Raw genomic sequence first — 24,631 nt, 5'->3', positions numbered from 1 at the left:
TAAATATAGAATCATATGCTTGTCTATCATCTTTAATCATCGTTTATAAATATGAACGATGAGATGGCCATGAACCTTGGAGTTTACGAAGTTGTATAATTTGACCTGTATGATAAGCATCGTGCAATAGGATATTCAGATATTGTTGCCAAACTGGTAGAGACGGACTTGGTTGATCCAGTTCTGCTTCTTGAAGGGATGTTAATGAAGATTGTAAGGCATCATGTACTTGAAGCGTTCGCTTCACTGTTTGTTGCCAAGCATCATCATCATTAGGTCCACCTTGGAAAAACGTGTCATCATTATTTTGTGGAGCAACAAATGTGTCATCTTGATGTAAGCGGGAAAGTAAGCGCTCTTTAAAGGTTAGTAAATGGTTTGCATTTTCCCAAATCGTATTACTGGCCTTTCCTTCTGGGTGCCAACATGCTTGTGCAGCAGTAAGATTCTTTAACGCTTCTGATATCGGTGGGTACCATTCTTCTTCGTAAAAAACTTGCTTGACCCCATTTTGTAATATTTCTTTTTTACTCATTCGTATAGCCTCCTTAACTATGAGATAGACCAACAATAAGTGTTAGATAAATTAGGTAGAAACGTACCTACTTCTCATCTGATTGATGTTTGGAAGTTTTTAAAAGAACAATACGGCGCCGTTGTAGTAATTGCAGAAATAAACTTATACTTTCTAAATCATTTTTCTAAGTGTAATAAATTCTCCTTTCTCTTCAAGAAACCTGCCTCATAGTTGAACAAGAAAATCTTAAATTTTAAAATTTGTAGCAATATAAAGTTTTAGAAGGTTTTAAAATTCTAAAAATTTAGAAGGTATAATTCGATGAATATAGAATTTAATACATAGCAAATAAGGAGGGGATAACATGGAAGTCTTTCACGTAACGAGTAGAAAGAGGGAAACGTACAACATTCAAATGAGGTATTCGATACTTTTCGAATGTGCACTTGGTATTGCGGCAATTACTCATAAGAGGTTAATCGACACGCTTGAAAAGTCTCAAAGCGAATGGGAAGAAATAAGACAATCTTTATCACATGAAATGGTGGAGCATTTGCAATTTGTTGAGAAGCACAATACGTGGAAAGCGTTGCTACAGTTACTGTATGATGGAGATTTTACGGATTTATCTCAGTTTGTTCATAATATCAATTCGTTATCGGAAGTAGATTTTAAATATGTGTGTTTACCGTTTTTAGGAGAAATCCATCAAGAAAAAAGACGTTTAGCATCTAGCGGAGAAATTTCAGCGGTACAAGAATTAATGGAGCTAACGCATGAACATCAATTTTTTTCTACGTATATTGAGTTTATATGTAATGTAGACGTCCAGTTATTAAAGAGGCATTTAATTAATGTTATGACAGGATGGTATGAGGGTGTTATTAAGAAAGAAGAAGAGCAACTGCTCTCTATATTAAAGCGAGATTATGAAGCGAAAAATGAAATGAATAAAAAGATGAAACCAGAAGAGTTTGTCGAGTGGGCGACTGGTGGAGTGAACTATATGCCAGAGCCAAGTGTCCATCACGTACTTCTTATCCCGCAAATGACGTACAGACCATGGAACATAGAAGCGGATATTGAAGATACGAAAGTGTTTCATTATCCGGTCGCAAATGAAAGTATACATCCAGAAGATCCATATGAGCCGAGTTATTTTTTAGTTCATAAACATAAGGCGCTCGGGGATGAGGCAAGACTCCGTATTGTAAAACTATTATTTGAACAAGAGCGTACGCTGCAAGATATAACGGAAAGATTACAACTAGGAAAATCGACAGTACATCATCATTTGAAACTTTTACGTTCCGCAAAGTTAGTAGATATTCATGACGGGAAATATGTGTTGAGGAAGAAAGCAGTGCAGTCGTTAGCGAAAGAATTAGATGCATTTTTGAATAGATAATATACAACGAGAATGTACATAAAGGGAGGAATTTAATAGAAAAGTTGGTGAGCTATAGTGAAAAGTGTATTGAAAAACCGTTCATTCTTTTATATGTGGATTGGTAGTGCAATTTCAGAATTAGGCGGGGCTTTCGGGACGTTATGTAATTCAATTCTTGTATATGAGTTAACAGGGTCGAAAACAGCATTAAGCAGTATGTGGTTACTATATTTAATTCCTTCTCTTATACTGCAACTTATAAGTGGGCCATTTATTGATAAATGGAGCCGAAAGTGGATTATGATTTTTTCACAATGGATGCGGGCATCTGTTTTCTTACTGCCTTTGGCGATGCTAGTTACTAGCAGTATAGAAGTTTGGCACATTTACGTTGTCCAAATTATAGTTGGTCTCATTACGCCTCTTTATACCCCTGCGAGCCAAGCGATTACACCAACTGTTGTGAATAAAGAGCAGCTTCAAAACGCGAATGCGTATATTGATGGGATGACTCGTCTTATGATGTTTCTTGCGCCAGTATTAGGTGGTATCGTTATTAAATTCATTGGAATCAAATTAACAATGTTGTTCGTATGTGTTTTTCTATTCATTAGTGGAGGATTGTTACTTTTCATAAAAGAAAAAAGAGTAAAACAAGAATTGAGAAAAACGTGGCTAGAACAGTTTCTTCACGGTTTTACATACTTTTTCACAAAACCAATAATCGTTTGGCTCGGTGTATTTCTTACTTTCGTACAGTTTGGAGTAGGGGTAACGATGGTCACAAACCTTCCTTATATAAAAGATGACCTGGCAGCGGGATATGCGGAGTACGGTTACTTCATGGCAGGTTTCCCGCTTGGCTATGTAGTTGGTTCCATATTAGTTGCAAAAGTAACATATAAAAGTCGGCGTATACTTATGCTCGGAGGATTGTTTATAGGGGGCCTCACATACATTTCTCTAGGGTTCAATCATAGTATTATAATTGCGGTAATAATTGAAATAATTGCAGGGATTTGTATTGCATTTTTCAATGTTCATAACACGACGATATGCCAACAAGTCGTTCCAAATCATATGATAGGAAAAGTATTTTCAGTGCGGTTATTTTTCATACGATCCGCTATGCCATTAGGGGTGTTATTAGGAGGAATACTGAGTGAAATGTGGGGAGTGAGAGTGTTATATTTTATAATTGGTTCGATTATATGTGTCACTTCTTTAATAGGAATATTGCTCCCATATTTCAAATTTTTAGATGAGGCGATTGAGGAGAAATCAGCATAATTCTAAAAATTTGAAACTTTTTAATTGAAAATAATTATCATAATCAATTATAATGGAAGAATACTAGTATTCGTATTACAAAGAGGGAGTGGAATATATGTTTATCGAAACAAAGACATTTACAGTAAAAGAAGGTACATCTAATATAGTTGTAGAACGTTTTACTGGAGAAGGAATTATTGAAAAATTTGAAGGATTCATCGACTTAAGTGTTCTCGTTAAAAAAGTAAGACGCGGAGACGAAGAGGTAGTAGTTATGATTCGCTGGGAATCTGAAGAAGCATGGAAGAACTGGGAAACGAGTGAAGAGCACTTAGCTGGACATAGAGCGGGCCGTGGTAAGCCGAAGCCAGATCATATCATTAACGTTGAGCATGGGGTTTATTATGTGAAATCATCGAAATCGGCTTATCAGAAGTCGTAAAAATACATTTGCTTATTTATATTGAATAAAGAGAACGACTCGCATGTGATGTAAGAAGAATTAACGGACAGGTTAAAAATAGAAATGCTATAATGTAACTCAATCAGTGAGAAAATTAGGAGGGATAATAGTGGTTCAATCGATAGTTCATATTGCATTAGTAGTAAAAGACTATGATGAGGCAATAGAGTTTTATACAAAGAAACTAAATTTCACATTAGTTGAAGATATTTATCAGCCAGAAGAAAACAAACGGTGGGTAGTGGTATCTCCTCCAGGTTCAGTCGGCACTACAATATTACTAGCCAGGGCATCTAAACCTGAGCAAGAGCCCTTTATTGGTAACCAATCAGGTGGTAGAGTATTTCTTTTCTTAAATACTGACGATTTTTGGAGAGATTATAATGAAATGATTTCAAGAGGAATAGAATTTGTGAGAGAACCGAAAGAGCAATCATACGGAATTGTTGCAGTATTTAAGGATTTATACGGGAATTTATGGGATCTGTTGCAACTAAAGGATGATCACCCAATTGCACAAAGAATTAATAGAAAGCAATGCGACTAAGCATTTCACACGTATGTGCAAATAAAATAGAGCTTGGTATGTAACAATTAGCAGTGTGTATAATGGAAATGTATGAGAAAAAATATAATTCAAAATCGTTTAAAAGGTGTTTGCTTATTTTAGAAACTGAGAAATATCGATCTATTCTTATAAGAATTATATTACGCGCTCGATAACTTGGAGGGTAGAAATGATAGAAAACCTTTCATTTATTACATATGAAAACCATAAAGAGTTAGTACATAAAACTCTAAATGAACATATAGCTAGAAATGAATTAAGTGGATTAATGCTTATCGGATCTGTCGCAAGAGGTGACGCATACCCCGAATCCGATTTAGATTGATACGTTCTTTTAGAGAATGGATAAAAGAAAGATTTTCATTCTGAAAAGAGAGAAGGTATTTTAATTGAATATAAGTATGCAGACTTTAAAAGAATTCAATTAAACTTTAAAAATAATCCAATGGAATTATACTCTTTTCTAGAAGGAGAAATTTTATTTGATAGTAACGGTGAGTTGAAAAGGTTAAAGGAAATAGCTCAACATAAATATGAAAATTATTCTGTTTCTAGTGATAAAGTAAAAGGCATTTCTCATTGGTTACATAGTTCGCTTATTAAAATTCAGGCTGCTTTGAAAGCTAAAAGCATCATACATAGTTTACACATCAATGTGGACATTGCTAGAGGGAATATGGGCTATTAATAACAGACCAACACCTCCAGCTGGATCTGCTTTAAGGTATATTCAAGCATTATCTATTAAACCGACTAATTTTGATGATTTACTTAATAAAGTGTTTTTAGGAGATACGACAGAGCGGATCTCTTCAGCAATTTCCTTGATTGAGTGGATTTTACTTAATTTGGAGAATAAATAATATGGCTATAACACTTGTCAACTTATATAGGTAAATCGATACTCCATGTCGAATTGTTCATATGATTGCATTCCTTTCGAAAAACGTTCTAAGCTATAGGAAAAAGCATAAGACTATAAAAAAGTCTTAGACGGTATATCTTTCTTTACATATGTAAGTGTTATCAATATGAGTATATATACCCTCTGCTTAAAAGGAGATGAGTAAATGAAGTTAAATCATATGAATCTATGTGTTGATGATTTATCAGAAGCGAGACATTTCTTTGAAACATTTTTTGATTTTCAATTTTTGGAGCAAAAGGGAAAGGCACTAGTAGTGATGAGTGATGAGAGTGGATTTATACTTGTGCTAAGCGATCCAAAAGCATTTAAGGGGAATAAGGAAGTTATGTATCCGGAAGCTTTTCATATTGGTTTTTTAGTGGATACTTCAAGTGAAGTTGATCATGCATATAATCGTTTAGTAGCTGGTGGCATTGAAATAGACAAGGAACCGTATGCAATGAGAGGTAGTAGTTATGGTTTTTATTTTACAATGTTTAATGGATTGTTAATTGAAGTGTCTTGCCTTGACTATAAAGATGGTAAGAAAGTCTTAAAACTCAATAGCAATCATCAAGAGTAATCGTTTGAAGATATATAGCCCCTTATCCAGTTTGGAAAGGGGCTTGATTATTTTATTCGCTTTTTTAATGGAACACCAAAGCAAAAAATAAACGGATTTTAGTCAAAAATCTGACTTGTGAGATAGCTTCTTTATTAATCTGTAATGTAAATGGTCTCCATTTTCGAATGAAACAATGGATAGACCGATTTAAAGGCGTGGTTACAAAAATATTTCGATAACTATCTCGCTTGATTTTTATTTATTGATAGTTGCAGTAACGAAAGCGCTAAACACAATATAAAAAAGTTTCTCTTATCGTCATTTGTGTATGAAATGATTGATACGTATGAGAGCTTACGTTTATCTAAGTTTATCGTGTAATTGTTCATTCTTATGCAACAAAAATAATTATCGTTTACTCCTTAAAATGGTAAAATCATATTTGGAGGTATAATTATGAAAAAATTCAGTTTATTATCGATAGTCTTGATGTTTGCAGGGATATTATTATTCGGATTAAATTGGATAATAGATGGATATTATGAGCCGATTGTCCTTTTTAGTTTTATTTCTTTTTTAGTTGGAATTGTACTAAGTTTTATAGCAGTTGCTAAACGGGAAAAAGGAACATTAAAATTCATATCACTTATTTCTTACTTCGTTGTGATGTTTTTAATTACTTGGTTTGAACCATTTCAGGTAATTCGAATTATTACTTGGCTAAAAAATGTCTCTTAACAGCGAAAAAGTCGAAAGTATAAAAACGGGAAACCCTTATATTTGGGTTTCCCTCTAATTTACTCAATTTTCAACATTAAAATTGAGCAGAGCCAAAAATATAAATATTAAGCGTGAATATAGTAAGGATACACCGATTATGGTAGCAAATTATTGGGAGTATATCATTATTTTAAGAAGTAGAGAAAGATGTTTTGTATAATAATTGAAAATCTAAAACAAACAAAACCATTAATGAACTAGAGTGTAGTCAACTTAAAACAAATGCTGTAGATTTGAAATAAAGTTTGATAAAAAGGTCTATTTTTTAGGGGAATTGCTTATGCATTAAACATCACTAATTTTTGTATACTGTTGCTGTAAACTTTCGCGATAGTTGGAAAATAGATTTGCAAATCAATCGGGTTTACAATCTGATGTGGTGATGAGGTGCGAAATTATTATGAGTGCAGTGATATAACTAGGAGGTTTTCACTATGACAGCTGTATATAAAGATATGGCATTCGAGCTGAAAACGGAACGACTCGACCTGAATATGTGGGAGGAGTCCGATGCAGTATGGCTGAGAAAATTAATTGGCGAACGTGGTGTGGACATGCCAACCATTGACTCTGTTCGTAGCGACCTTATTGAGATGCGCAAGAAAGCAGCTGAAAATGGTATTTCTCTTCTCACTATTCGTAGGCGAGACGAAGGCGATTTCATCGGATACTGTGGTTTAATTATCGGTCGTTCTACTCTTGAAGAACCGGAGATTGCATACGAGTTGTTCCGCAGTGCTCATCGCAAGGGTTATGCGACTGAGGCAGCATCCGCTGTGCTGGAGGCTACGATTGCTACCGGGCGCCACAGACTTTGGTCAACTGTAGGTGCTTGGAATGTTGCGTCCTTCCGAGTACTAGAAAAAATAGGATTTGAGCGGCATCACAGTACGTGGGACAAGCGCGGTGAAATTGTTTGGAACGTACGCAATCTGTAGGGACCTGATTAAATTCGGAACAATGAAAAATGTAAAAGAAAGCCCATATGTTAGATGACTGAGTCATCTAACATATGGGCTTTTCCTTATAGTAGAATATTGATTTTGTATATATTTAAGTGTAATAGTCTGTCTTTCACCTTAATTTTTTACATCTTCATATAATTGGAGTGCCTCTTTCACACTCAATCCATTCTTAACAATACCATGAATCGCTTGAATCATCGCAGACGGATGTTCGGACTGCCATATGTTTCGGCCCATGTCTACTCCAATTGCACCTTCTTGCAGCGCATTGTACGTAATGTTTAATGCGTCTTCGATTGAATCTAGTTTTGGGCCGCCTGCAATTACGACCGGGGCAGGGCATGTACTCGTAATTTTTTCGAATCCTTCGCAGTAGTACGTTTTAATAATGTCAGCTCCCATTTCAACACATACGCGGGAGGCGAGTGCTAGAAAGCGAGCTTCACGTTTTTGTAGCTCTTTCGCAACGGCGGTAATACCGAGTACTGGCAGGCCATAATCGTGAGCTTCAGAGACTACATTTGCGAGATTTGAAACAGTTTGTGTTTCATAGTCTGATCCAACGAAAACAGAAACGCCGACGCCAATTGCGTTTTGTTTTACTGCTTCTTTTACAGGTGTAACGATTGTTTCATTCGCTAAATCTTTACCAACGACAGTAGCTCCGCCTGATACACGCATTACCATCGGTGTACTGCAGTTTTCAGGAATACAAGAGCTAAGTACACCGCGCGTTAAAAAGAGAGAATCTGTATATGGAAGTAAGTTTTTAACTGTTTCTAACGGTTGTTCAAGTCCGTGAATTGGTCCTAAAAAGTAACCGTGATCTATCGCTAACATAACCGCTCTGCCATCAGGTAAAATTGTGTTTAATCGATTTTTAAATCCCCAAGTCATTCGAAATCACTCCTTCGTTAATGTTGGATTTTCCGTTTGCACTGTATCTTTATTTGGTAAGTGTGGTGACTTTATAAAAACAGCTTTAAAAGGTTTATCGGAATGGTTAATAAGATAGTGAGATTCATGAGGGCGAACTTGCAAGACATCTCCTTGTTTTATTGGAATTCTTTCGTTATTTACATAGAAATCTATTTCGCCTTCTAACGCATAGAAGACTTCTTCGCACGTTGTATGATAATGATTTTGAAACTCTTGCCCAGGCTGAATGACAACAAGACCAAGATCAATATTTGGACCTTGTATTAAATATTTCGGCCCGTTATCACCGAAGCGATAGGAGAAATCATTTTCATTCGCTTTTAGCATATATTTCACTCCTTTATCCCGCATTAACGGGCAGTAAAACTCCCATCTCAAAATTCGGCTGGAGCAAAGAGGTTAGGTGGGAGATCAACTGCCCGTAAACGCCCGATTGGTTCAACTAATAATCAGCAGGGGATGAAGAAAACCCCCACTGATTAAAGTTTCACTTTATGTAATGTGTTACAGTGCACCAGGCGCAATCCACATATGTGATGTAAGTCCTTTATCGGCTAAAGCGAGCTGACTGTCATATACGGTTTTCCATGTTTCATAGAATTCCTTATAGTGTTCATGGTTTTCAGTGACCGGTTCGAATGTGTTTTCCCACTGTACAAACTGTTCGGCAGTCTCTTCCATAGATGAATATATGCCAGCACCAACACCAGCAGCAATTGCAGTGCCTAAAGCAGCTGCTTCTTTCACAACGGGTACTTTTACAGGAATACCGAGTACGTCTGATAGAATTTGCGGCCATAGTTTTCCTTTAGCACCACCGCCAGCAAAAACAACTTCAGAAGGGAATGTACCTGTGAGATTTTCAATTCGTTTTAAGTTTCCAAGTGTAACGAAGGCGGCATTTTCTTCAATAGCGCGGAACATTTCTTTCTTCCCACATTTGTCAGCATCTAAGCTTAAATTTAAAAAAGAAGGTGCGGCATGACGCCAAGAAATATAGTTCATGACGTTTGAGAAAGTAGGGATAATGCCATGTGAGCCGACAGGTACGTCTTTCGCTTGTTCTTCTAACAATTCATATGCATCTACACCGAGTTTTTCAGCGAGTTTCTTTTCTTCTTGGCAAAAAGCATCTCGAAACCAGCGCATAACGAGTCCTGGGAAAAAGGCGATCGTTTCATATTGCCAAAGGTTAGGAACGACATGGCAATTTACGCGAATCGCAGCATGCGGATCCGTTATTGGTTCAGTAATGTTAACTTCTTGCTGCCAAAAGCTACCCCCGCATATTAATGTTTGATTTTGCTTAACAACTCCAGTTCCGAGTGATGCCATTTGAGCATCACCGCCGCCAGCAACGACAGGAGTTCCTTCATGTAATCCTGTTAATTCAGCACTTCGTTTTGTGACATTCCCAATAGTTGTACCAGCTTCATTTACTTTTGGAGAAAAGGCTAGAGTAAGACCGCATTGCTCAGCGATGGAATTATCCCAAGCTCTATTTTGTAAATCGAATATACCGGACGTACATCCATTTGAAGAATCAATTTGCAGTACGCCGCACAATTTATATAAAATCCAATCGTTTAACATCGTAAAGGAATGAATGTTTTTGTACACGTCTGGTTCATGGTTTTTAATCCAAAGTAAGCGAGGTAAAGCACCTAACGAAAAAGTTTGACCGGATTTTCTATATAAATCTTCTTCAATTTCGGAACGTATTTGTTTTAGTTCACTAACTTCCGCTGATGCGCGGCCATCAACATTTGCACAAGCCCATATTTCTTGCCCGTTTTTATCGTATAAAACAAAGCCTTCGCGCATGCTCGTTGCACTTATACCTTTAATAGAAGAGGGGGACGTATTACTTTTTTGCAGCACATCCTTTGTACATTCTTGGACGAGCTGCCAATTTTCTTTTACATCAAAATTCATAGAACCGGGATAACGACTATCGGATTTATGAATCCATTCTTTTTGACTGACTGCAAGCTGATTTCCTTGTAAATCAAAAAGGACTGCTCGAATACTTCCTGTACCAGCATCGTAAGCTAATAGAGTAGACATTAAGAGTCACCTTCCTTTCTTAATAAGGAGAGAGCAGTTTCTTCGTCGGTAATTAATGTATGGATGAATTTTCCTTTTAAGGCGCCGAAAATTGCATCTAACTTTTCAGTACTGCCAGCTACACCAACGACATGTTTCATACTTTGAAGAACAGAGAGTGGTGTGCCGATAAGACGGTTATGATGGGGAAGCTCTAATTGTTTTCCATCAGTATTATAAAATTGACCTAAAATATCTCCGGCTCCGTTCTGACTACGTATATATGTCATTTCATGTAGCGTTAATTTTTCTTCTTTTACAATTGTGGCATCTTGAGATAATCCGCCAATGCCAACTACTGCTGTATGAGCAAGTGAAGCGACGTGAAGCATATCTTTCACGCTCGGTTCTGATAGAATACTTTGCGCCATTTCGGTTGTGGATGCTAGAAAAGGGGTAGGAATAATGTGAAGATCTCCTTGCATGTAGTTCAAATAGTTTTGTTTCCTCGGAATATAGTGGTTAACACCGCCTGTAAGAGTAACGATTGAAAGATTCATAGAACTTTCAAAATGGATGTTTTCTAACATTTTACTGATCGTCTCTCCCCAGCCAATGCCGAGTAAATCGCCTTGTTGCAGGTGAGTTTCTAAATATTGTGCGGTAGCTTTTCCGAGTGAATATGCATAATCTTCTGTTGGCGTTGGAATAACAAAAGCATCTTTTAGATGGAACTTTTTCATAAGGTCACGTTCAATACTTAAACAGTGCAAACCAGTACCTTTTACGTGAAATGTGACGACACCTTCCGTCCGTGCTTTATCTAACAACCGAACGACTTTATTGCGTGAAATGTGAAGAAGTGAAGCAATTTCTTGCTGGGTTAATTGATCTTTATAATAGTACCAAGCTACTTTTGTTAACAAATTGTCTTCAAAGTTCAGCTGTGACATACTCTTCATCCCTTTCAACAATTGACCACTGCTTAAACATATGTGCTCGTTATTTTGTTTATTCCAGTTGAAGCGATAAATAGTCCGGTGAAAAAAGTGTTCTAGATATGAAAAAAGGAATATACAATGCTACAAAACAAGTAGAACAAAAAATCATTTTCTCAAAAAATGTTCTGCATAAAGGCAGGTGACATCATGTGGAGAACGTGCTCTTATTACAAGTTACAAAGATGAGTAAATCATTTGCAAATCAACTCGTATTAAAAGAAGTTAATTTGCAATTAGAGCGTGGAGATGTATACGCTTTAGTCGGTGGAAATGGTGCCGGGAAATCAACGTTAATGAAAATATTAACGGGTTTGCATTCATACGATTCAGGCGAGATGTTTGTGAAAGGGGAAATGAAACAGTTTTCAAACACAGCAGAAGCGCATCAACATGGCATTTATTTAATACCACAAGAGCCCCTCATATTTCCTCATATGACAATTGAAGAGAACATTTGTATCGGAATGAAAGCGAAAAAGAAAGAACTGCGAAATAAAATTAATAAGTTACTAGAAGACTTAGGATGGAACATTCAACTTCATGAGCTAGGGTTATCGTTATCAATTGCTCAGCAACAATTGGTAGAAATATTAAGAGGATTAATAAGGGAAGCTGAGATTCTTATTTTAGATGAGCCAACATCGACATTAACAACTCACGAAATTAAGAGTCTTTTTGTGTTGATGAAAAGTTTAAGAGAAAAAGGAATTGGCATGATTTATATTACGCATCGTTTTCCAGAAATCTTTGAAATTGCGAATAAAGTAGCGATTTTGCGTGACGGAATGATTGTAAGTCAAGGGGATGTATCAAGCTATACATATGACATGCTAATGGAGGGATTATTATCGAAAGGTTATAAACTTGAGGAGAAAAAAGAGATCATACAAGAGGAAACAGAGCATTCGGAAAAAGTATTAGACGTCACGAATGCGTCTAGTTATGCGTTTCAAAATGTATCATTAACTGTACACGCTGGAGAAGTTGTCGGGATTGCAGGTATCGTCGGATCAGGTAGGACTGAATTAGCTGAATCGATATTCGGATTAATTCCTTTGAAATCAGGTTCTGTTTTATTAGAGGGAAAATCCATTACGAAGCATTCGGTACATAAGCGAATAAAGGAAGGTATGGTGTATGTACCAGAAGACCGGGCAGGGAATGGTATTTTTTCAATTGCGTCTGTTAAGGAAAATATAACATCTGCATCTTTAAACGGTATTAGTAGCTTCTTTTTAAATGACAAAAAAGAAAGCGCTTTATCCGAATTGTATATAAAACAGTTTAGAATTGTTGCCGCACATATGAATGAAGAGATGACGTCTTTATCAGGTGGGAACCAACAGAAGGTCGTGCTAGCGAAATATCTTGCATGTAATCCGAAAGTGATTATTCTTGATGAACCGACCCGCGGTATTGATGCGAAAGCAAGACTAGAAGTATACGAAACGATACAAAGTTTGAAGAGAGAGGGGCTTGCGATCATATTAATCTCTTCAGATGTAGAAGAAATTGTCCAATTAGCGAATCGGGTATATGTAATGAGAAACGGAGAATTCGTCTCTCATTTAGAGAAGAAGGAAATTTGTATTGATGAAGTTACACGCCTTGCGTACGGAGGAAAGGGAGGTGTAACGGAGTGAAACGTATATTTAAAATGCATGAGACGTCTATTATTATTTTATTACTTCTTTACATAGCCTTCGTTGGAGTAATGAATCCGAGTTTTGTTCAGTTTAGCTCTTTATCTTTAATTATGAAATCAAGCGTTATTTTAGTTGTTTTGGCAATAGGTCAATCTTTCGTATTGTTTACGAAAAATATAGATGTATCAGTAGGATCTATTATGGGATTAAGCGCTGCGGTTTGCGGGATGTTGTTAACAAATGGATACAATACTTTCTTTTCAATATTTGCGGCAATTATACTTGGTGCTCTTATTGGTATGGTAAACGGAATTGGCGTTACGAAATTTCGAGTGCCAGCTATCATTATGACATTAGGAATGCTCGGGATTATTAGAGGTGCAATGTTAATATTTACGGGCGGAAAGTGGATTGAAGATATTCCGAATGAGTATAAACAAATTTCTTCTATTATGATGTTAGGCATGCCGATAACGGTATGGACCGTTCTTATCATATTACTACTATTATATTTCCTTTTAATGAAAGTGCAAATTGGAAGATATTTTTATGCGGTGGGTGATAATGAAGATGGTGCAAGACTTATTGGAATAGCTGTAGATAAAGTGAAAATATACGCGTTTATCATATCAGGCATAAGCGCTGGGCTCGCTGGATGCATATTCGTGATGAATATTGGGTTCGTTCCAAATCAAACAGGTACAGGGATAGAATTGCAAGTGATTGCCGCTGCTGTTTTAGGTGGTATTCATTTAAAAGGAGGAACAGGTTCTATATTTGGAGCGGCATTAGGCGCATTCTTTTTAGAAGTGATAAGCAGTTCACTCGTCTTTTTAAAAATACCTGCATTTTGGAATAGTGCTATTTCAGGATTTTTACTTTTACTCATCATCATATTAGATAGCGTCTTAAAAAAATGGAAGAAACTCCGGCAATTAGAAGAAAGGAGGGTGAATCTATGAGGGGAATACGTAGCTTGTATAGATGGGAAGGGGTTCTTCTCATATTGCTTCTCGTAGAATTCATGCTCTTTAGTTTTATAAATAGTGATTTCTTAAACATTAGTAACCTCCTTTTTAGTATGAACGATTTCCTCATTATTTCAATCGCGGCTATTCCGATGACATTTGTCATTGTAACTGGTGGAATCGATGTATCAGTAGGATCGATTATGGGGCTTACTTCGATTTTTATCGGTGTACTTTGGATGAATGGCATGCCTATACTGTTGGCCGTTTTCATTTCGCTCGTAGTAAGTTGTATAGCGGGCGGATTAAATGGACTTATTATAAAAATGACAGATGTAGAACCTCTTGTTGTTACACTTGGAACGATGTTTTTATATGCAGGAATCGCCCTTGTTATTTCAGGTGGTTCGGGTGCAGCGGGCTATGAAGGAATAAGTGGTTTACCAGATTCGTATGTGCAACTGGCAAATGGTAGTTTTATCGGTATACCTAATTTATTATGGCTCCTTGTCATTTTAACGATAGTATTTACGATATTGTTTCACCGTATAACATACGGTCGCCACGCAAAATTAACTGGCGCAAATGAAAGTACGGCGAAATATTCCGGAATTCGAACGAAGAAAGTAGTCATTATTGCTTACGTACTTTCTGGGCTAGGAGGTGGATTAGGAGGAGCTTTCTTAACAGCGTATTTCGGTTCTGCTCGTGCTGATATTGGAAGTGAAACAATTTTGCCAGTTATTACGGCAGTTGTATTAGGAGGCACACTTATTACAGGCGGCAAAGGTAGCATTATTGGGACAGTACTAGCGAGTATTTTTATAGGACTTATGCAGTATGGTTTGCAAATGACGGGCTTAACGAATGAACAATCAAATGTAGTAATAGGTATTATCCTTATTGTTTCTGTTATTATGAGACATTTCAAATTACAACGATTCACTACGGAGAAAAGAAGGAATTTGCATAAGGGGGAAATGTCATGAAGAGAAAACTGGGGATTGTTATTATTATGTGTATTTGTTTAGTCGGTTTAATCGCTTGTTCTAGCCAAACAGCGGATAAGAAAAAAGCAGATGATGTGAAATTTGCATTTATTCCGAAATTAACGGGAGTTGGCTTCTTTACATCAGGCGGTGAAGGTGCAAAAGAGATGGGAGATAAGTTAGGTGTACAAGTGAAATATGATGGACCTTCTGAAGCGAGCGTATCAGGGCAAGTAAAATATATAAACAATTTTATTAATCAAAACTACGATTCAATTATGGTTTCATCTACGTCAGTTGATGGTCTTTCGCAATCATTACAACGTGCAAAGAAAAAGGGGATGACCGTATTAACGTGGGATTCTGATGTGAATCCGAAAGACCGTTCGTTTTATATTAGCCAAGGTACACCAGACCAACTAGCAAACTTATTAATTGAAATGACTTCTAAGCAAATTGGAGATAAAGGAAAAGTAGCATTCTTTTATTCAAGCCCGACTGTAACAGATCAAAATCAATGGGTAACGAAGGCGAAAGAGATTATTAAAGAGAAATATCCGAATTGGGAAATTGTAACGACGCAATACGGTGAAAATAATGCGCAGAAATCTTTATCAGTAGGGGAGAGTATTTTAAAAACATATCCGGATATTAACGCAGTAATATGTCCAGATGCAACAGCACTTCCAGCGATGGCGCAAGCAACTGAGAATTTGAAAATGGATAAGAAAGTAGTCGTAACTGGGTTTTCGACACCGAACGTTATGCGTGAGTATGTAAAACGAGGAACAGTACAACAATTCGGATTATGGGATGTTAAACAACAAGGTGCACTCGCAACTTATGTTGCAAATGAAATTGTTGTAAAAGGGAAGAAATTAAAAGTAGGGGATAGCTTTGAAGTAAAAGGAATCGGCAAAGTGAAAGTAGAGCCAAACTCTATTCAAGGGTATGACTATGAGGCGGAGGGAAACGGTATTATCGTACTTCCTGAACGAGTTGTATTTACGAAGGATAATATCGATAAGTATAATTTCTAGTAGAAAATAAAAACGTCCGAATATATCGGACGTTTTTATTATGTCGTTTTTAAAATCTATTCATTAATTGTGAACAGCTTCTTTTTCATTTAACCCAAGTGTGCGTCCTGTGGAAGCGTGAAGCTCTTGGAACAGTCTTGGATTTTCCGTAAGTGACACGCCGTAAGAAGGGACCATTTCTTTTATCTTTGGCTCCCATTCTAGTATACGTTCTGGGAAGCATTTTTCTAATACTTCAAGCATAACGTGAACAGCAGTAGAAGCACCTGGAGAAGCACCAAGTAACGCAGCGATTGATCCGTCATTTGCACTAACAACTTCTGTACCAAATTGAAGTGTGCCTTTACCACCTGCATCAGTATCTTTAATTACTTGCACACGTTGTCCAGCAACGACAGTATCCCAATCTTCACTTTTAGCGTTCGGAATAAACTCACGTAATTCTTCCATACGCTTTTCGTGTGATAACATAACTTGTTGGATTAAGTATTTTGTTAATCCCATTTCTTTTACACCGGCTGCTAACATCGTTAAGACGTTATTTGGTTTTACAGAACCAATTAAATCAAGGTTTGAGCCAGTTTTTAAGAATTTAGGTGAGAAGCCTGCAAATGGTCCAAACAGTAAAGCTTTTTTGTTGTCTATATATCTTGTATCAAGGTGAGGTACAGACATTGGCGGAGCACCAACTTTAGCTTTTCCGTATACTTTTGCATGATGCTGCTCTATAACTTGTTGGTTTTTACATACCATAAATAGTCCACTTACTGGGAATCCTCCAATATGTTTTGATTCAGGAATACCAGTCTTCTGAAGTAGAGGTAGACTACCGCCACCGCCGCCGATAAAGACGAACTTTGCAGTATGGTGTTCGATTTTACCACTATTCATATCGTGTACTTTCACTTCCCACAAACCGTTCTTCGCACGTTTAATATTTTCAACACTGTGTTTGTAGTTTAGTTCGACATTTTTAGTTTTTAAGTAATCAAACAACATGCGTGTTAACGCACCAAAGTTAACATCTGTTCCAGAATCAATTTTCGTTGCAGCCACCGGTTCATTAGAGGTACGGCCTTCCATAATGAGTGGAAGCCATTTTTTTAATGTATCAGGAGCATCAGAAAATTCCATTCCTTGGAATAGCGGATTTTTTGAAAGCGCTTCAAAACGGTTTTTTAGAAACTCTACATTTTTTTCCCCTTGCACCAAACTCATATGAGGTAGTGGCATAATAAAATCTTGTGGATTACGAATTAAGTTTCTCTTTACAAGATACGCCCAAAATTGTCTTGAAAGTTGAAATTGCTCATTTACTTTTACAGCTTTACCAATATCTATAGACCCGTCAGATTTTTCGGATGTATAGTTAAGCTCACATAGCGCAGAATGTCCTGTACCAGCATTATTCCATTCGTTAGAACTTTCTTCTCCGGCATTAGCGAGTTTTTCAAATACTTTAATTTCCCATTCAGGTGCCAATTCTTTAAGTAATGATCCTAACGTTGCGCTCATAATTCCAGCGCCAATTAAGATAACGTCTGTTTTTTGCTGCATGTTGCTCATGATAATCTCTCCATCCCCTATATTGGCAAAAAAGAGTAGGTGTTTTAATATCTAAGCCGTAAAAAGAAAACACCGCCTAGGCCCCACCTAGGTATTTACCTTTTTTGTCTCAATTATATAACCATCTCATAGTCTATTATAATAATTAATAGACTAAAATATCTAGTGTTATCTGATAATTTTAAACTATTTAACGTTTTATTTCATAGAATTCTTCTGTCATAAGGGTAAAAAGCATAGTAGTAAAGCGGGATTTGGAGAAGAATTCCAGTTTGATGTTATCCCGAAAAAACTTACTAATATTTTTATTACTCTATTTTATCTTTGGAAATTTGTAAAAATAGAGTAAATTAAAAATTAGTGGTAAGATTATTCTGAAAATAAAACAGGAGGGATACCAATGCTTACACGAGAACAAATCGTAAACTTATTTCGAAATTTTTCTGTGAATGAATGTAAAGGATCAAGTGATTTATACGAGTATTTAGCAATAAAAATTTCTGAAGATGAGGAAGTTCTTACGTTAGCTTCCTATGCACAACCTGGTCAACCAATTCCAAACTTATTATTAGGTGCAGTACACTATTTATTGTTAAAAGGAAAAAAACATACTTTAAAAAGGTATTATCGTAGTTTAGTTGAAAATGCTGATACAAATTTTGAACATGCCTTTCATCAATTTAAAGATTTTTGCCATGAATATCGAGAAGAAATTATCTCTTTATTACAAACGAAACTCGTTCAAACGAATGAAGTAAGGCGATGTGCCTATTTATATCCAAGTTTCTGTTACATATTTAATAAAGTGAACAAACCGTTAGCGTTAATAGAAATTGGTACAAGTGCGGGATTACAACTATTTTGGGATCAATATCGTTACTCATATGGAATGGAAGAAGTGTATGGAAATACACAATCGAATGTTCATTTAACCTCTGAAATAAGAGGGGATAATATGCCGTATTTGCTAAAACAAAGTCCACCTGTCTTAGAAAGAATCGGACTAGATTTACACGTGAACGATTTAAATGATGACGAAGCCTATTTATGGTTACGAGCGCTTATTTGGCCAGAACATAAAGAAAGACTGGTACTATTCGATCAAGCAGCAGAACTTGTAAAAGAACAATCAGTGCAATTAATTGAAGGTGATGGTGTAGTGCTTCTACCATCCATTGTAGATCAAATAAGGGAAGATGCAGTGATTTGTATTTTCCATACACATGTAGCGAATCAAATACCAGAAGGTGTGAAACATACGCTAGAAAAACAAATTAAAGAAATTGGTGCAAAACGTGATGTATTCCACCTATATAACAACATGTGGGACCGGGACCTTCATATTGATTATTATATTAACGGAAACGAATATTGTGAAACGGTTGGGGAAACGGAAGGGCATGGAAAGTGGTTTAGTTGGATGCTGGGGAATGAGTCATTTTGTTAATGTAATCCTATAGAGTGGAGATCTTTTGTTTTAAAATTAAATTTTTTTGATTAATATGATAATAATTATGATAAGTTGTATATAAGGATAAAATAAAAAGGATGATAAGCGTGCAAAAGAGACCAGAAGCAAATGAATATAACCCGTATTATTCAACGTACATAAGCTTAATACCAGATGGAGATATCATACATATTTTAGAGAAACAAATGAAAGAAACAAATCTTTTATTGAAGGATATTTCTGATAGTGAGGGACATTTTAGATATGCTCCTAATAAATGGAGTATAAAAGAAGTAATCGGTCATATTGCGGATACTGAACGTATTATGGTGTATCGATTGCTTTCCATAGCAAGAGGCGAGACAGCAGAACTTCCTGGATATAACGATGATATGTATGTTCTTAGAGCAGCTTTTGATAAGCAATCTATGCAAGATCTTCTTGAGAATTTAACAGTTGTTCGCCAATCTACTATACATTTGCTTAAAAGTTTAGATAAAGAAGCTTGGTTACAATGGGGAATTGCGAACAATTCTGAAGTCACGGTTCTTGCATTAACAAACATAATTGCTGGTCATGAGCTTCATCATTGTCAACTTATAAAAGAACGTTATTTGGGTTCTAAGGCATATCCAGCACGTTAAAATATGAAAATAAAAAGAGAATGATTCATAGGGAATTTATGAATTATTCTCTTTTTATTTTTCTGCGTATCAATGGAATTATAAATGTTTTTTTACAAGGTCTATTCCTTCTCGTTGATGCTAATAGGGGGCACTATACATGCCCATCAAGTTAAGGGTGGGTATGGGGGTTTGTGTAGTAGCATTGGAACCAAATCACGCAATAAGCATTAGCGAACGTTAGAAATAGTAAAAATGCCACTTTTTCCTGTTAAAACGAGGTGATTTTAAATTTCAAATTCTTCTTTTACAACAGTCGCTAGTCCATCAATTGATTTACGTAAATCTGTTGCCCCTGGTGCAAGATATACTTTTTCTATTGTGATTTCTGACAGCTTATTTATTAGTAAATTCATCGGGAGTCCAAATAGAGATTTCATTTCCAGGTGCAGCAACTACAAGCCAATCCTCACATTGGACCCCAGCTTGCCAGCATTCATAGTGATCATGAAAACCATTTACAAACATGATTTGTCCGTTCTCAAATGTTATAAATAAATGCGGAGATTCATTAGCAAGTTGTATGTCTGTAACTTTTTGTCTTCTTACTTCAAAAATTCTCTTATATTCTTCCTCCTCAGTATAATCGTCAAATTCCTCCTCATTAGATGGATATTTTTCAGGTGGAGTATTAAATAAAAACCATTTCGATTCAATGTTGACATATAATTGCCCGTCATAATCAACGGTGGCTTCAAAATCTGTAAAATGAATCTTTATAGTTGCTGGAGAAATACCAAATTGCAATCCATCAACTTGTGCTCCTATGAAGAGATGTTTTAATACATTTTCAGCATAAATTTTGTCTTCTTTGTTCATTATACGAATCCTCCTTTCTGTAAAATATATATTATATTTTTATTGTAATAAATAAATTTTTATGTAAAATGAACTTTTTGTGAGAAACGGACGAATATTGTGTGAAGGATCATGAGAGGGGAACGTAATTTTGGATGAAGTAGAATTAAAAGAATGGCTGTATAAAATGGAGTCAGGGGACCAAGAAGCCTTTCAAGTTATTTATGAATTAACAAGTAAAGATATTTATAGAACAGTATTATTTTTATTAGGGAATCAACACCAAGATGTAGACGATATAGTTAATGAGGTATACATCAAAATGTGGAAGTCAGTAACGAATTATGATATGAACCGTTCATTTCGTTTTTGGTTACATGGTATCGTTGTAAAACAAGTGCAAGATTGGCGTCGTAAATCGTGGCGGCGATTTCGAATCTTTGAAAAGAAGAAAATGTATGAGCAAGACCGGTCATATATAATGGATGAGGGCATTTTACATAAAGAAACACGTAATGAACTAGTAGAAGTTGTACAAAAATTATCGTATAAGCATCGTGAAGTCGTTATTATGCGTTACTTCCATGAATATAGCCTGGACGAAATTGCAATGCTTCTTCAAATCCCTGTTGGCACAGTGAAATCTCGATTACATACAGCGTTAAAACAATTAAGAACAGAAATGGAACATATGCCAGAAATAAGGGAGGGAGAAGTAAATGGATTTTGAAAAATATATAACGAATGAATTGAAAAGAAAAGCGGAATCAATCGAACCAAATACTAATCTAGAAAATAAAGTACAAACCTCTTTTCATAAATACCAACAAATGAAAAACAAAGGGAAAACTTCTATGAAAAAAAAGTTATTACTTGGCTTTATAGCTGCGGCTGTTCTTATTCCAACCGGTACTTTTGCGGGTACAACAATAATCGATAAAATTATAGGTACACCAGAAGAAGCGAGAAAAGATATGGGAATGTCAGAAGACGGCTATACAGGATTGATGGAGAGGGTAGAAGTTGCTAAAAAATTATTTGCAAAAGAGGACTTTGAAAAATATGTAGAGTTATTACAAGAAACATATCATTTTTATAAAAAAGTTAGTGTCGTAGAGAACGGAGAAAGAAAATATACAGCTACAGATCGTCTAAATGCTGATGAAGAAAAAAGAGATAGTGAGGTAATGGAAGAGCTAAACAAATATGAAGAAAGATTAGATCAACATTTTACATATACATTTGAACACGCTGAACAAATAGCTGGTTTTCTAATAAAGCATCCCACATATATTCCTTCTGGGTATCAAGTAGTATTTGAAGAAGCAAAGGCGAATGCAACAGTGGGAAAACCAATCCCTCTAATTACAATGAGATATGAAGATCGTAATGTGAAAAAAAAGCCATCTACATCAAACGCGGAATTAGGATTTACAATTCATCAATTAGAAATACATCAAGATGATAAAAAAGATTATTTTATTGAAGAACCGTTTGATAAAGCAACTGAAAAAGGACCAAATTTTTATAAAGACATTAAAACATATAAACTAAAAGGATACGATATTACATTTGGTGAGTATAAAGAGTCGAATGTACGGGCTATGAAAATAGTGGTACCAGCAAAGGAAGGAAGAAATGCATACCAAGTCTATATAAACGATAGTATGCTATCTAAAAAAGAGCTTGAGAAAGTTTTAATTTCAGTTGTTGAATAGATAATGAAATTTCAGAAAAATGAAAGTAAGTAGTTACTTTCATTTTTCTTTTATGATAATATGTTAGTAATCACTTACTTACATGTTGAATGGAGGAATAAAGATGGGGAAATTAACAGCAAGAGAAAAAGTTATGGAAGCTGCTACTTTATTATTCGGTGAAAAGGGGTATACAGCGGCAACAATTCGTGAAGTGGCGGAAAAAGCAGGGGTTAGCGAATTAACAATATTCCGTAACTTTAAAAATAAGGAAAACCTATTTAGAGAGAGTATTATTTTACGTACGACACCAGTGGCCTTGTTAGAGGAAATAGAAGAGCAATTTACTGGTAATTTACATAAGGACCTTACGAAAGTAGCAGAAACATATATTCAAATCAATTTGCCGAAGCTAAATTATATTTGGGCTGCGTTAATAGAATCAAGACAAAATAGTGAAATGAAAACATTACTGGATGAGTTGAATTCACATTTGGTGGATCATTTAGAAACTTATTTAAAGCAACTTGGAGAGAAGGGGCATATTTCCTCATGTAACTACCATTTAATAGCGAATATGTTTTACGGACAACTGTTTTTATACATTATGAATGTTAGTATAGCGGAAGAAGAAATTCAGATAGAAGAGTATATAGAGACTTGTGTAAATTTATTTATGAATGGGATCTTAAATAAAGAAAACGAATAGGGATGGGGAAAATGCGAAATATATTTGCATTACTAGCTTTAATCGCAGGTTTTTTTATGGCAATTTTAGATTCAAACATTGTAAATATCGCATTACCAGAAATGACAAAGACATTTCATACATCAATTGATACCATTTCTTGGTTTGCTAATAGTTATAATGTTGCCTTTGTAGCGTGTTTATTAATTGCAGCACGTCTTGCGGACCAGTTTGGTCGCAAGAAGCTGTATATTATAGGTTTATTAGGGTTTTCTATTAGTTCGCTTATGTGTGGTATTGCCAATTCGTTTCATACACTAGTAGTTTTTAGAGTATTGCAAGGGATTTCGGCCGCAATTATCGTACCAGTTGCTATGCCTCTGGGCCTTGAGTTAGTATCGAAAGAGAAACAAGGTATGATAGGCGGTATTATGGGGGCTTTCGGAGGGTTAGCGGCGGCAATTGGTCCTTCACTTGGTGGTGTTTTAACTAATAAATTGAATTGGAGCTGGGTGTTTTTTATTAATGTCCCAGTTGGTATATTATCTTTAATCTTCGTGATTCTTTGTATTAAAGAATCGTATGATCATACTGCAAGCTCTAAAATAGATTGGGCGGGTATGATTACTTCTGCATCCGCACTATGCATACTTGTATATGCACTCATGCAAGTAAATACAAATCAATTAAGTATGTTAAGTTTAATTCTTCTTTTTATGCTCTCATTAATAAATTCTATATTATTTTTTATTATCGAAAAGAAAAATAATAATCCAATGTTACCTTTAAAGTTGTTTTCATACATAGAGTTTTCAATTTCAAATCTTTCCTTATTTTTCGTTGGTATGGGATTAATGAACTTTTTATTTATACTTGCTTTTTATTTCGTTCAAGTAGAAAGTATGTCTGAACTACAGTCAGGCTTAATTATTAGTACTTTAGCAATTGTATCTATGGTTGTTACAGGGGTAGTAACACCAATTGCAGCGAAACGAGGTAGTTTATTAATAGGTAGTATAGGGATCATTGCTTTTATCATAGCCTCATATTTATTTAGTCATATAGATTCAAACTTTACTACATGGGATTATATATGGCGATTAGTGATCGTTGGAATTGGAACAGGGTGCACTTTAGCACCGTATACAACAACTGCGGTTTTAAGTGTGCCTACGGAGAAAACAGGTGTTGCTTCAAGCGTATGTAATATCTCTAGAACGGTCGGAAGTATTGTAGGGTTAGCGATACTGGTCATGTTTTTGAATCATCAATTGTTAGTTGAAAAAGAAAAAGTAGATAGGGAAGCAATGACTGTAATTGAAAAAAGTAATTTAACAAATATAGAAAGAGAACAAGTGTTGCAAGCGATGAAAGGAATTGATAAAAATCAATACAGCATATTAAAGTCTGAAGAGGGCAACAAGTTATACGAGCAGATGAAGCAGCAACATAAACAAGGAATTGTATATAGTTTTAATAAAACATTTTTAATGGGTGCAGTTATTTTTACTTTAGCGCTCATTTGTAATGTAGTTGGTATGTATGTTAGTAGGAAAACAGGTGCAATCTCGTTAAAAGGATAGTTTTATTACATAATATTATTATGTAAACAAAATTAATGAATATACAACCGTCGTTCAAAATGGCTCGTTATTAATCAAGTCTGTGCGCACTAAATTTAGTGATGATGCAA

Annotated in this window: 25 protein-coding genes and 2 pseudogenes; 19 read left to right on the top strand and 8 right to left on the bottom strand. The window is 35.6% G+C overall.

The window, feature by feature from the left end; all coding sequences use genetic code 11:
• Positions 1 to 43: 43 nt before the first annotated feature.
• Positions 44 to 535, bottom strand: a complete 492-nt coding sequence (locus KPL75_RS01515) for a DinB family protein (RefSeq protein ID WP_219919118.1) — start codon at positions 533 to 535, stop codon at positions 44 to 46.
• A 346-nt stretch (positions 536 to 881) separates the two neighbouring features.
• Here KPL75_RS01515 and KPL75_RS01510 point away from each other — a divergent pair, with 346 nt between their 5' ends.
• The 9 genes and pseudogenes from KPL75_RS01510 (at position 882) to KPL75_RS01470 (ending at position 7,400) form a co-directional block, all read left to right on the top strand.
• Entirely contained in the window at positions 882 to 1,925 is a 1,044-nt protein-coding gene (locus KPL75_RS01510; RefSeq protein ID WP_219919117.1) for an ArsR/SmtB family transcription factor, read from the top strand.
• Positions 1,926 to 1,982: 57 nt separating this feature from the next.
• Positions 1,983 to 3,197, top strand: coding sequence for an MFS transporter (locus tag KPL75_RS01505; protein WP_219919116.1), 1,215 nt, complete (start codon positions 1,983 to 1,985; stop codon positions 3,195 to 3,197).
• A gap of 97 nt (positions 3,198 to 3,294) precedes the next feature.
• The gene (gene hmoA, locus KPL75_RS01500) at positions 3,295 to 3,621 is read left to right on the top strand and encodes a heme-degrading monooxygenase HmoA (protein ID WP_070139454.1); all 327 of its coding nucleotides are present in this window, start codon (positions 3,295 to 3,297) and stop codon (positions 3,619 to 3,621) included.
• Between the two features lie 130 nt (positions 3,622 to 3,751).
• On the top strand, positions 3,752 to 4,189 hold the full coding sequence (locus KPL75_RS01495; RefSeq protein ID WP_000250787.1) for a VOC family protein: 438 nt from the start codon (positions 3,752 to 3,754) through the stop codon (positions 4,187 to 4,189).
• 190 nt (positions 4,190 to 4,379) lie between these two features.
• Positions 4,380 to 5,073 (top strand): annotated as a pseudogene (locus KPL75_RS01490) (nucleotidyltransferase domain-containing protein).
• Positions 5,074 to 5,280: 207 nt separating this feature from the next.
• Entirely contained in the window at positions 5,281 to 5,700 is a 420-nt protein-coding gene (locus tag KPL75_RS01485) for a VOC family protein (RefSeq protein ID WP_219919115.1), read from the top strand.
• A 137-nt stretch (positions 5,701 to 5,837) separates the two neighbouring features.
• Positions 5,838 to 6,063 (top strand): annotated as a pseudogene (locus KPL75_RS01480) (IS1595 family transposase); the annotation flags it as partial.
• Between the two features lie 75 nt (positions 6,064 to 6,138).
• Positions 6,139 to 6,420 (top strand): hypothetical protein, encoded by a 282-nt coding sequence (locus tag KPL75_RS01475; RefSeq protein ID WP_219919114.1) that lies wholly within the window; start codon positions 6,139 to 6,141, stop codon positions 6,418 to 6,420.
• Between the two features lie 476 nt (positions 6,421 to 6,896).
• The gene (locus KPL75_RS01470; protein ID WP_219919113.1) at positions 6,897 to 7,400 is read left to right on the top strand and encodes a GNAT family N-acetyltransferase; all 504 of its coding nucleotides are present in this window, start codon (positions 6,897 to 6,899) and stop codon (positions 7,398 to 7,400) included.
• A gap of 141 nt (positions 7,401 to 7,541) precedes the next feature.
• Here the strand turns inward: KPL75_RS01470 and lsrF are convergent, their stop codons facing one another.
• The 4 genes from lsrF to KPL75_RS01450 form a co-directional block, all read right to left on the bottom strand.
• Complete coding sequence (gene lsrF, locus KPL75_RS01465; protein ID WP_219919112.1) at positions 7,542 to 8,324, bottom strand: 3-hydroxy-5-phosphonooxypentane-2,4-dione thiolase; 783 nt, start codon at positions 8,322 to 8,324, stop codon at positions 7,542 to 7,544.
• A 6-nt stretch (positions 8,325 to 8,330) separates the two neighbouring features.
• A complete protein-coding gene (locus KPL75_RS01460) occupies positions 8,331 to 8,693 on the bottom strand; it encodes a cupin domain-containing protein (protein WP_071711834.1) in 363 nt (120 codons plus the stop codon).
• A gap of 177 nt (positions 8,694 to 8,870) precedes the next feature.
• The gene (gene lsrK, locus KPL75_RS01455) at positions 8,871 to 10,433 is read right to left on the bottom strand and encodes an autoinducer-2 kinase (RefSeq protein WP_219919111.1); all 1,563 of its coding nucleotides are present in this window, start codon (positions 10,431 to 10,433) and stop codon (positions 8,871 to 8,873) included.
• Complete coding sequence (locus tag KPL75_RS01450; protein WP_219919110.1) at positions 10,433 to 11,365, bottom strand: sugar-binding transcriptional regulator; 933 nt, start codon at positions 11,363 to 11,365, stop codon at positions 10,433 to 10,435. Before KPL75_RS01450 ends, lsrK begins: the two co-directional genes overlap by 1 nt.
• A gap of 197 nt (positions 11,366 to 11,562) precedes the next feature.
• Between KPL75_RS01450 and KPL75_RS01445 the strand changes: the two genes are divergently transcribed.
• The 4 genes from KPL75_RS01445 to lsrB are packed head-to-tail and all read left to right on the top strand — an operon-like array spanning position 11,563 to position 16,056.
• Positions 11,563 to 13,056: a sugar ABC transporter ATP-binding protein gene (locus KPL75_RS01445; protein WP_219919109.1), complete on the top strand. Its 1,494-nt coding sequence runs from the start codon at positions 11,563 to 11,565 to the stop codon at positions 13,054 to 13,056.
• Positions 13,053 to 14,021, top strand: coding sequence for an ABC transporter permease subunit (locus KPL75_RS01440; RefSeq protein ID WP_219919108.1), 969 nt, complete (start codon positions 13,053 to 13,055; stop codon positions 14,019 to 14,021). Before KPL75_RS01445 ends, KPL75_RS01440 begins: the two co-directional genes overlap by 4 nt.
• Positions 14,018 to 15,016: an ABC transporter permease gene (locus tag KPL75_RS01435; protein WP_219919107.1), complete on the top strand. Its 999-nt coding sequence runs from the start codon at positions 14,018 to 14,020 to the stop codon at positions 15,014 to 15,016. The genes KPL75_RS01440 and KPL75_RS01435 overlap by 4 nt, the downstream gene beginning before the upstream one ends.
• Complete coding sequence (gene lsrB, locus KPL75_RS01430) at positions 15,013 to 16,056, top strand: autoinducer 2 ABC transporter substrate-binding protein LsrB (RefSeq protein WP_219919106.1); 1,044 nt, start codon at positions 15,013 to 15,015, stop codon at positions 16,054 to 16,056. The genes KPL75_RS01435 and lsrB overlap by 4 nt, the downstream gene beginning before the upstream one ends.
• A 63-nt stretch (positions 16,057 to 16,119) precedes the next feature.
• Here the strand turns inward: lsrB and KPL75_RS01425 are convergent, their stop codons facing one another.
• The gene (locus KPL75_RS01425; protein WP_219919105.1) at positions 16,120 to 17,622 is read right to left on the bottom strand and encodes a malate:quinone oxidoreductase; all 1,503 of its coding nucleotides are present in this window, start codon (positions 17,620 to 17,622) and stop codon (positions 16,120 to 16,122) included.
• A gap of 400 nt (positions 17,623 to 18,022) precedes the next feature.
• Between KPL75_RS01425 and KPL75_RS01420 the strand changes: the two genes are divergently transcribed.
• Positions 18,023 to 19,069, top strand: a complete 1,047-nt coding sequence (locus tag KPL75_RS01420) for a DUF2332 domain-containing protein (protein ID WP_219919104.1) — start codon at positions 18,023 to 18,025, stop codon at positions 19,067 to 19,069.
• Between the two features lie 110 nt (positions 19,070 to 19,179).
• On the top strand, positions 19,180 to 19,716 hold the full coding sequence (locus KPL75_RS01415) for a DinB family protein (RefSeq protein ID WP_219919103.1): 537 nt from the start codon (positions 19,180 to 19,182) through the stop codon (positions 19,714 to 19,716).
• A 266-nt stretch (positions 19,717 to 19,982) separates the two neighbouring features.
• On the opposite strand, the gene tnpB is transcribed toward KPL75_RS01415, so the two are convergent.
• Positions 19,983 to 20,111 (bottom strand): IS66 family insertion sequence element accessory protein TnpB, encoded by a 129-nt coding sequence (gene tnpB / locus KPL75_RS01410; protein WP_002165570.1) that lies wholly within the window; start codon positions 20,109 to 20,111, stop codon positions 19,983 to 19,985.
• Entirely contained in the window at positions 20,092 to 20,574 is a 483-nt protein-coding gene (locus tag KPL75_RS01405; protein ID WP_219919102.1) for a hypothetical protein, read from the bottom strand. The genes tnpB and KPL75_RS01405 overlap by 20 nt, the downstream gene beginning before the upstream one ends.
• A 130-nt stretch (positions 20,575 to 20,704) precedes the next feature.
• Here KPL75_RS01405 and KPL75_RS01400 point away from each other — a divergent pair, with 130 nt between their 5' ends.
• The 4 genes from KPL75_RS01400 to KPL75_RS01385 all read left to right on the top strand — a co-directional run bounded on the left by KPL75_RS01400 (position 20,705) and on the right by KPL75_RS01385 (position 24,521).
• On the top strand, positions 20,705 to 21,283 hold the full coding sequence (locus tag KPL75_RS01400; protein ID WP_201040282.1) for a sigma-70 family RNA polymerase sigma factor: 579 nt from the start codon (positions 20,705 to 20,707) through the stop codon (positions 21,281 to 21,283).
• Positions 21,273 to 22,271, top strand: coding sequence for a hypothetical protein (locus KPL75_RS01395; RefSeq protein ID WP_219919101.1), 999 nt, complete (start codon positions 21,273 to 21,275; stop codon positions 22,269 to 22,271). Before KPL75_RS01400 ends, KPL75_RS01395 begins: the two co-directional genes overlap by 11 nt.
• A 103-nt stretch (positions 22,272 to 22,374) precedes the next feature.
• A complete protein-coding gene (locus KPL75_RS01390) occupies positions 22,375 to 22,959 on the top strand; it encodes a TetR/AcrR family transcriptional regulator (RefSeq protein ID WP_219919100.1) in 585 nt (194 codons plus the stop codon).
• Positions 22,960 to 22,970: 11 nt separating this feature from the next.
• Positions 22,971 to 24,521 (top strand): MFS transporter, encoded by a 1,551-nt coding sequence (locus KPL75_RS01385; protein ID WP_219919099.1) that lies wholly within the window; start codon positions 22,971 to 22,973, stop codon positions 24,519 to 24,521.
• Positions 24,522 to 24,631: the final 110 nt, after the last annotated feature.

It is taken from the genome of Bacillus sp. NP247 (assembly GCF_018966865.1).
GTDB lineage: Bacteria > Bacillota > Bacilli > Bacillales > Bacillaceae_G > Bacillus_A.
The sequence above is the reverse complement of the archived record's forward strand: the minus strand, read 5'-3'. Positions and strand labels throughout refer to the sequence as shown.

What these genes read in the sequence shown, in the direction of transcription:
- hmoA (WP_070139454.1), top strand. Translation starts at nt 3,295, where the DNA reads ATGTTTATCGAAACAAAGACATTTACAGTAAAAGAAGGTACATCTAAT.
- lsrK (WP_219919111.1), bottom strand. Translation starts at nt 10,433, where the DNA reads ATGTCTACTCTATTAGCTTACGATGCTGGTACAGGAAGTATTCGAGCA.
- KPL75_RS01420 (WP_219919104.1), top strand. Translation starts at nt 18,023, where the DNA reads ATGCTTACACGAGAACAAATCGTAAACTTATTTCGAAATTTTTCTGTG.
- KPL75_RS01470 (WP_219919113.1), top strand. Translation starts at nt 6,897, where the DNA reads ATGACAGCTGTATATAAAGATATGGCATTCGAGCTGAAAACGGAACGA.
- KPL75_RS01450 (WP_219919110.1), bottom strand. Translation starts at nt 11,365, where the DNA reads ATGTCACAGCTGAACTTTGAAGACAATTTGTTAACAAAAGTAGCTTGG.
- KPL75_RS01405 (WP_219919102.1), bottom strand. Translation starts at nt 20,574, where the DNA reads ATGAACAAAGAAGACAAAATTTATGCTGAAAATGTATTAAAACATCTC.
- KPL75_RS01510 (WP_219919117.1), top strand. Translation starts at nt 882, where the DNA reads ATGGAAGTCTTTCACGTAACGAGTAGAAAGAGGGAAACGTACAACATT.
- KPL75_RS01460 (WP_071711834.1), bottom strand. Translation starts at nt 8,693, where the DNA reads ATGCTAAAAGCGAATGAAAATGATTTCTCCTATCGCTTCGGTGATAAC.
- KPL75_RS01390 (WP_219919100.1), top strand. Translation starts at nt 22,375, where the DNA reads ATGGGGAAATTAACAGCAAGAGAAAAAGTTATGGAAGCTGCTACTTTA.
- KPL75_RS01395 (WP_219919101.1), top strand. Translation starts at nt 21,273, where the DNA reads ATGGATTTTGAAAAATATATAACGAATGAATTGAAAAGAAAAGCGGAA.
- lsrB (WP_219919106.1), top strand. Translation starts at nt 15,013, where the DNA reads ATGAAGAGAAAACTGGGGATTGTTATTATTATGTGTATTTGTTTAGTC.
- KPL75_RS01475 (WP_219919114.1), top strand. Translation starts at nt 6,139, where the DNA reads ATGAAAAAATTCAGTTTATTATCGATAGTCTTGATGTTTGCAGGGATA.
- KPL75_RS01515 (WP_219919118.1), bottom strand. Translation starts at nt 535, where the DNA reads ATGAGTAAAAAAGAAATATTACAAAATGGGGTCAAGCAAGTTTTTTAC.
- lsrF (WP_219919112.1), bottom strand. Translation starts at nt 8,324, where the DNA reads ATGACTTGGGGATTTAAAAATCGATTAAACACAATTTTACCTGATGGC.
- KPL75_RS01425 (WP_219919105.1), bottom strand. Translation starts at nt 17,622, where the DNA reads ATGAGCAACATGCAGCAAAAAACAGACGTTATCTTAATTGGCGCTGGA.
- KPL75_RS01435 (WP_219919107.1), top strand. Translation starts at nt 14,018, where the DNA reads ATGAGGGGAATACGTAGCTTGTATAGATGGGAAGGGGTTCTTCTCATA.
- tnpB (WP_002165570.1), bottom strand. Translation starts at nt 20,111, where the DNA reads ATGAATTTACTAATAAATAAGCTGTCAGAAATCACAATAGAAAAAGTA.
- KPL75_RS01385 (WP_219919099.1), top strand. Translation starts at nt 22,971, where the DNA reads ATGCGAAATATATTTGCATTACTAGCTTTAATCGCAGGTTTTTTTATG.
- KPL75_RS01485 (WP_219919115.1), top strand. Translation starts at nt 5,281, where the DNA reads ATGAAGTTAAATCATATGAATCTATGTGTTGATGATTTATCAGAAGCG.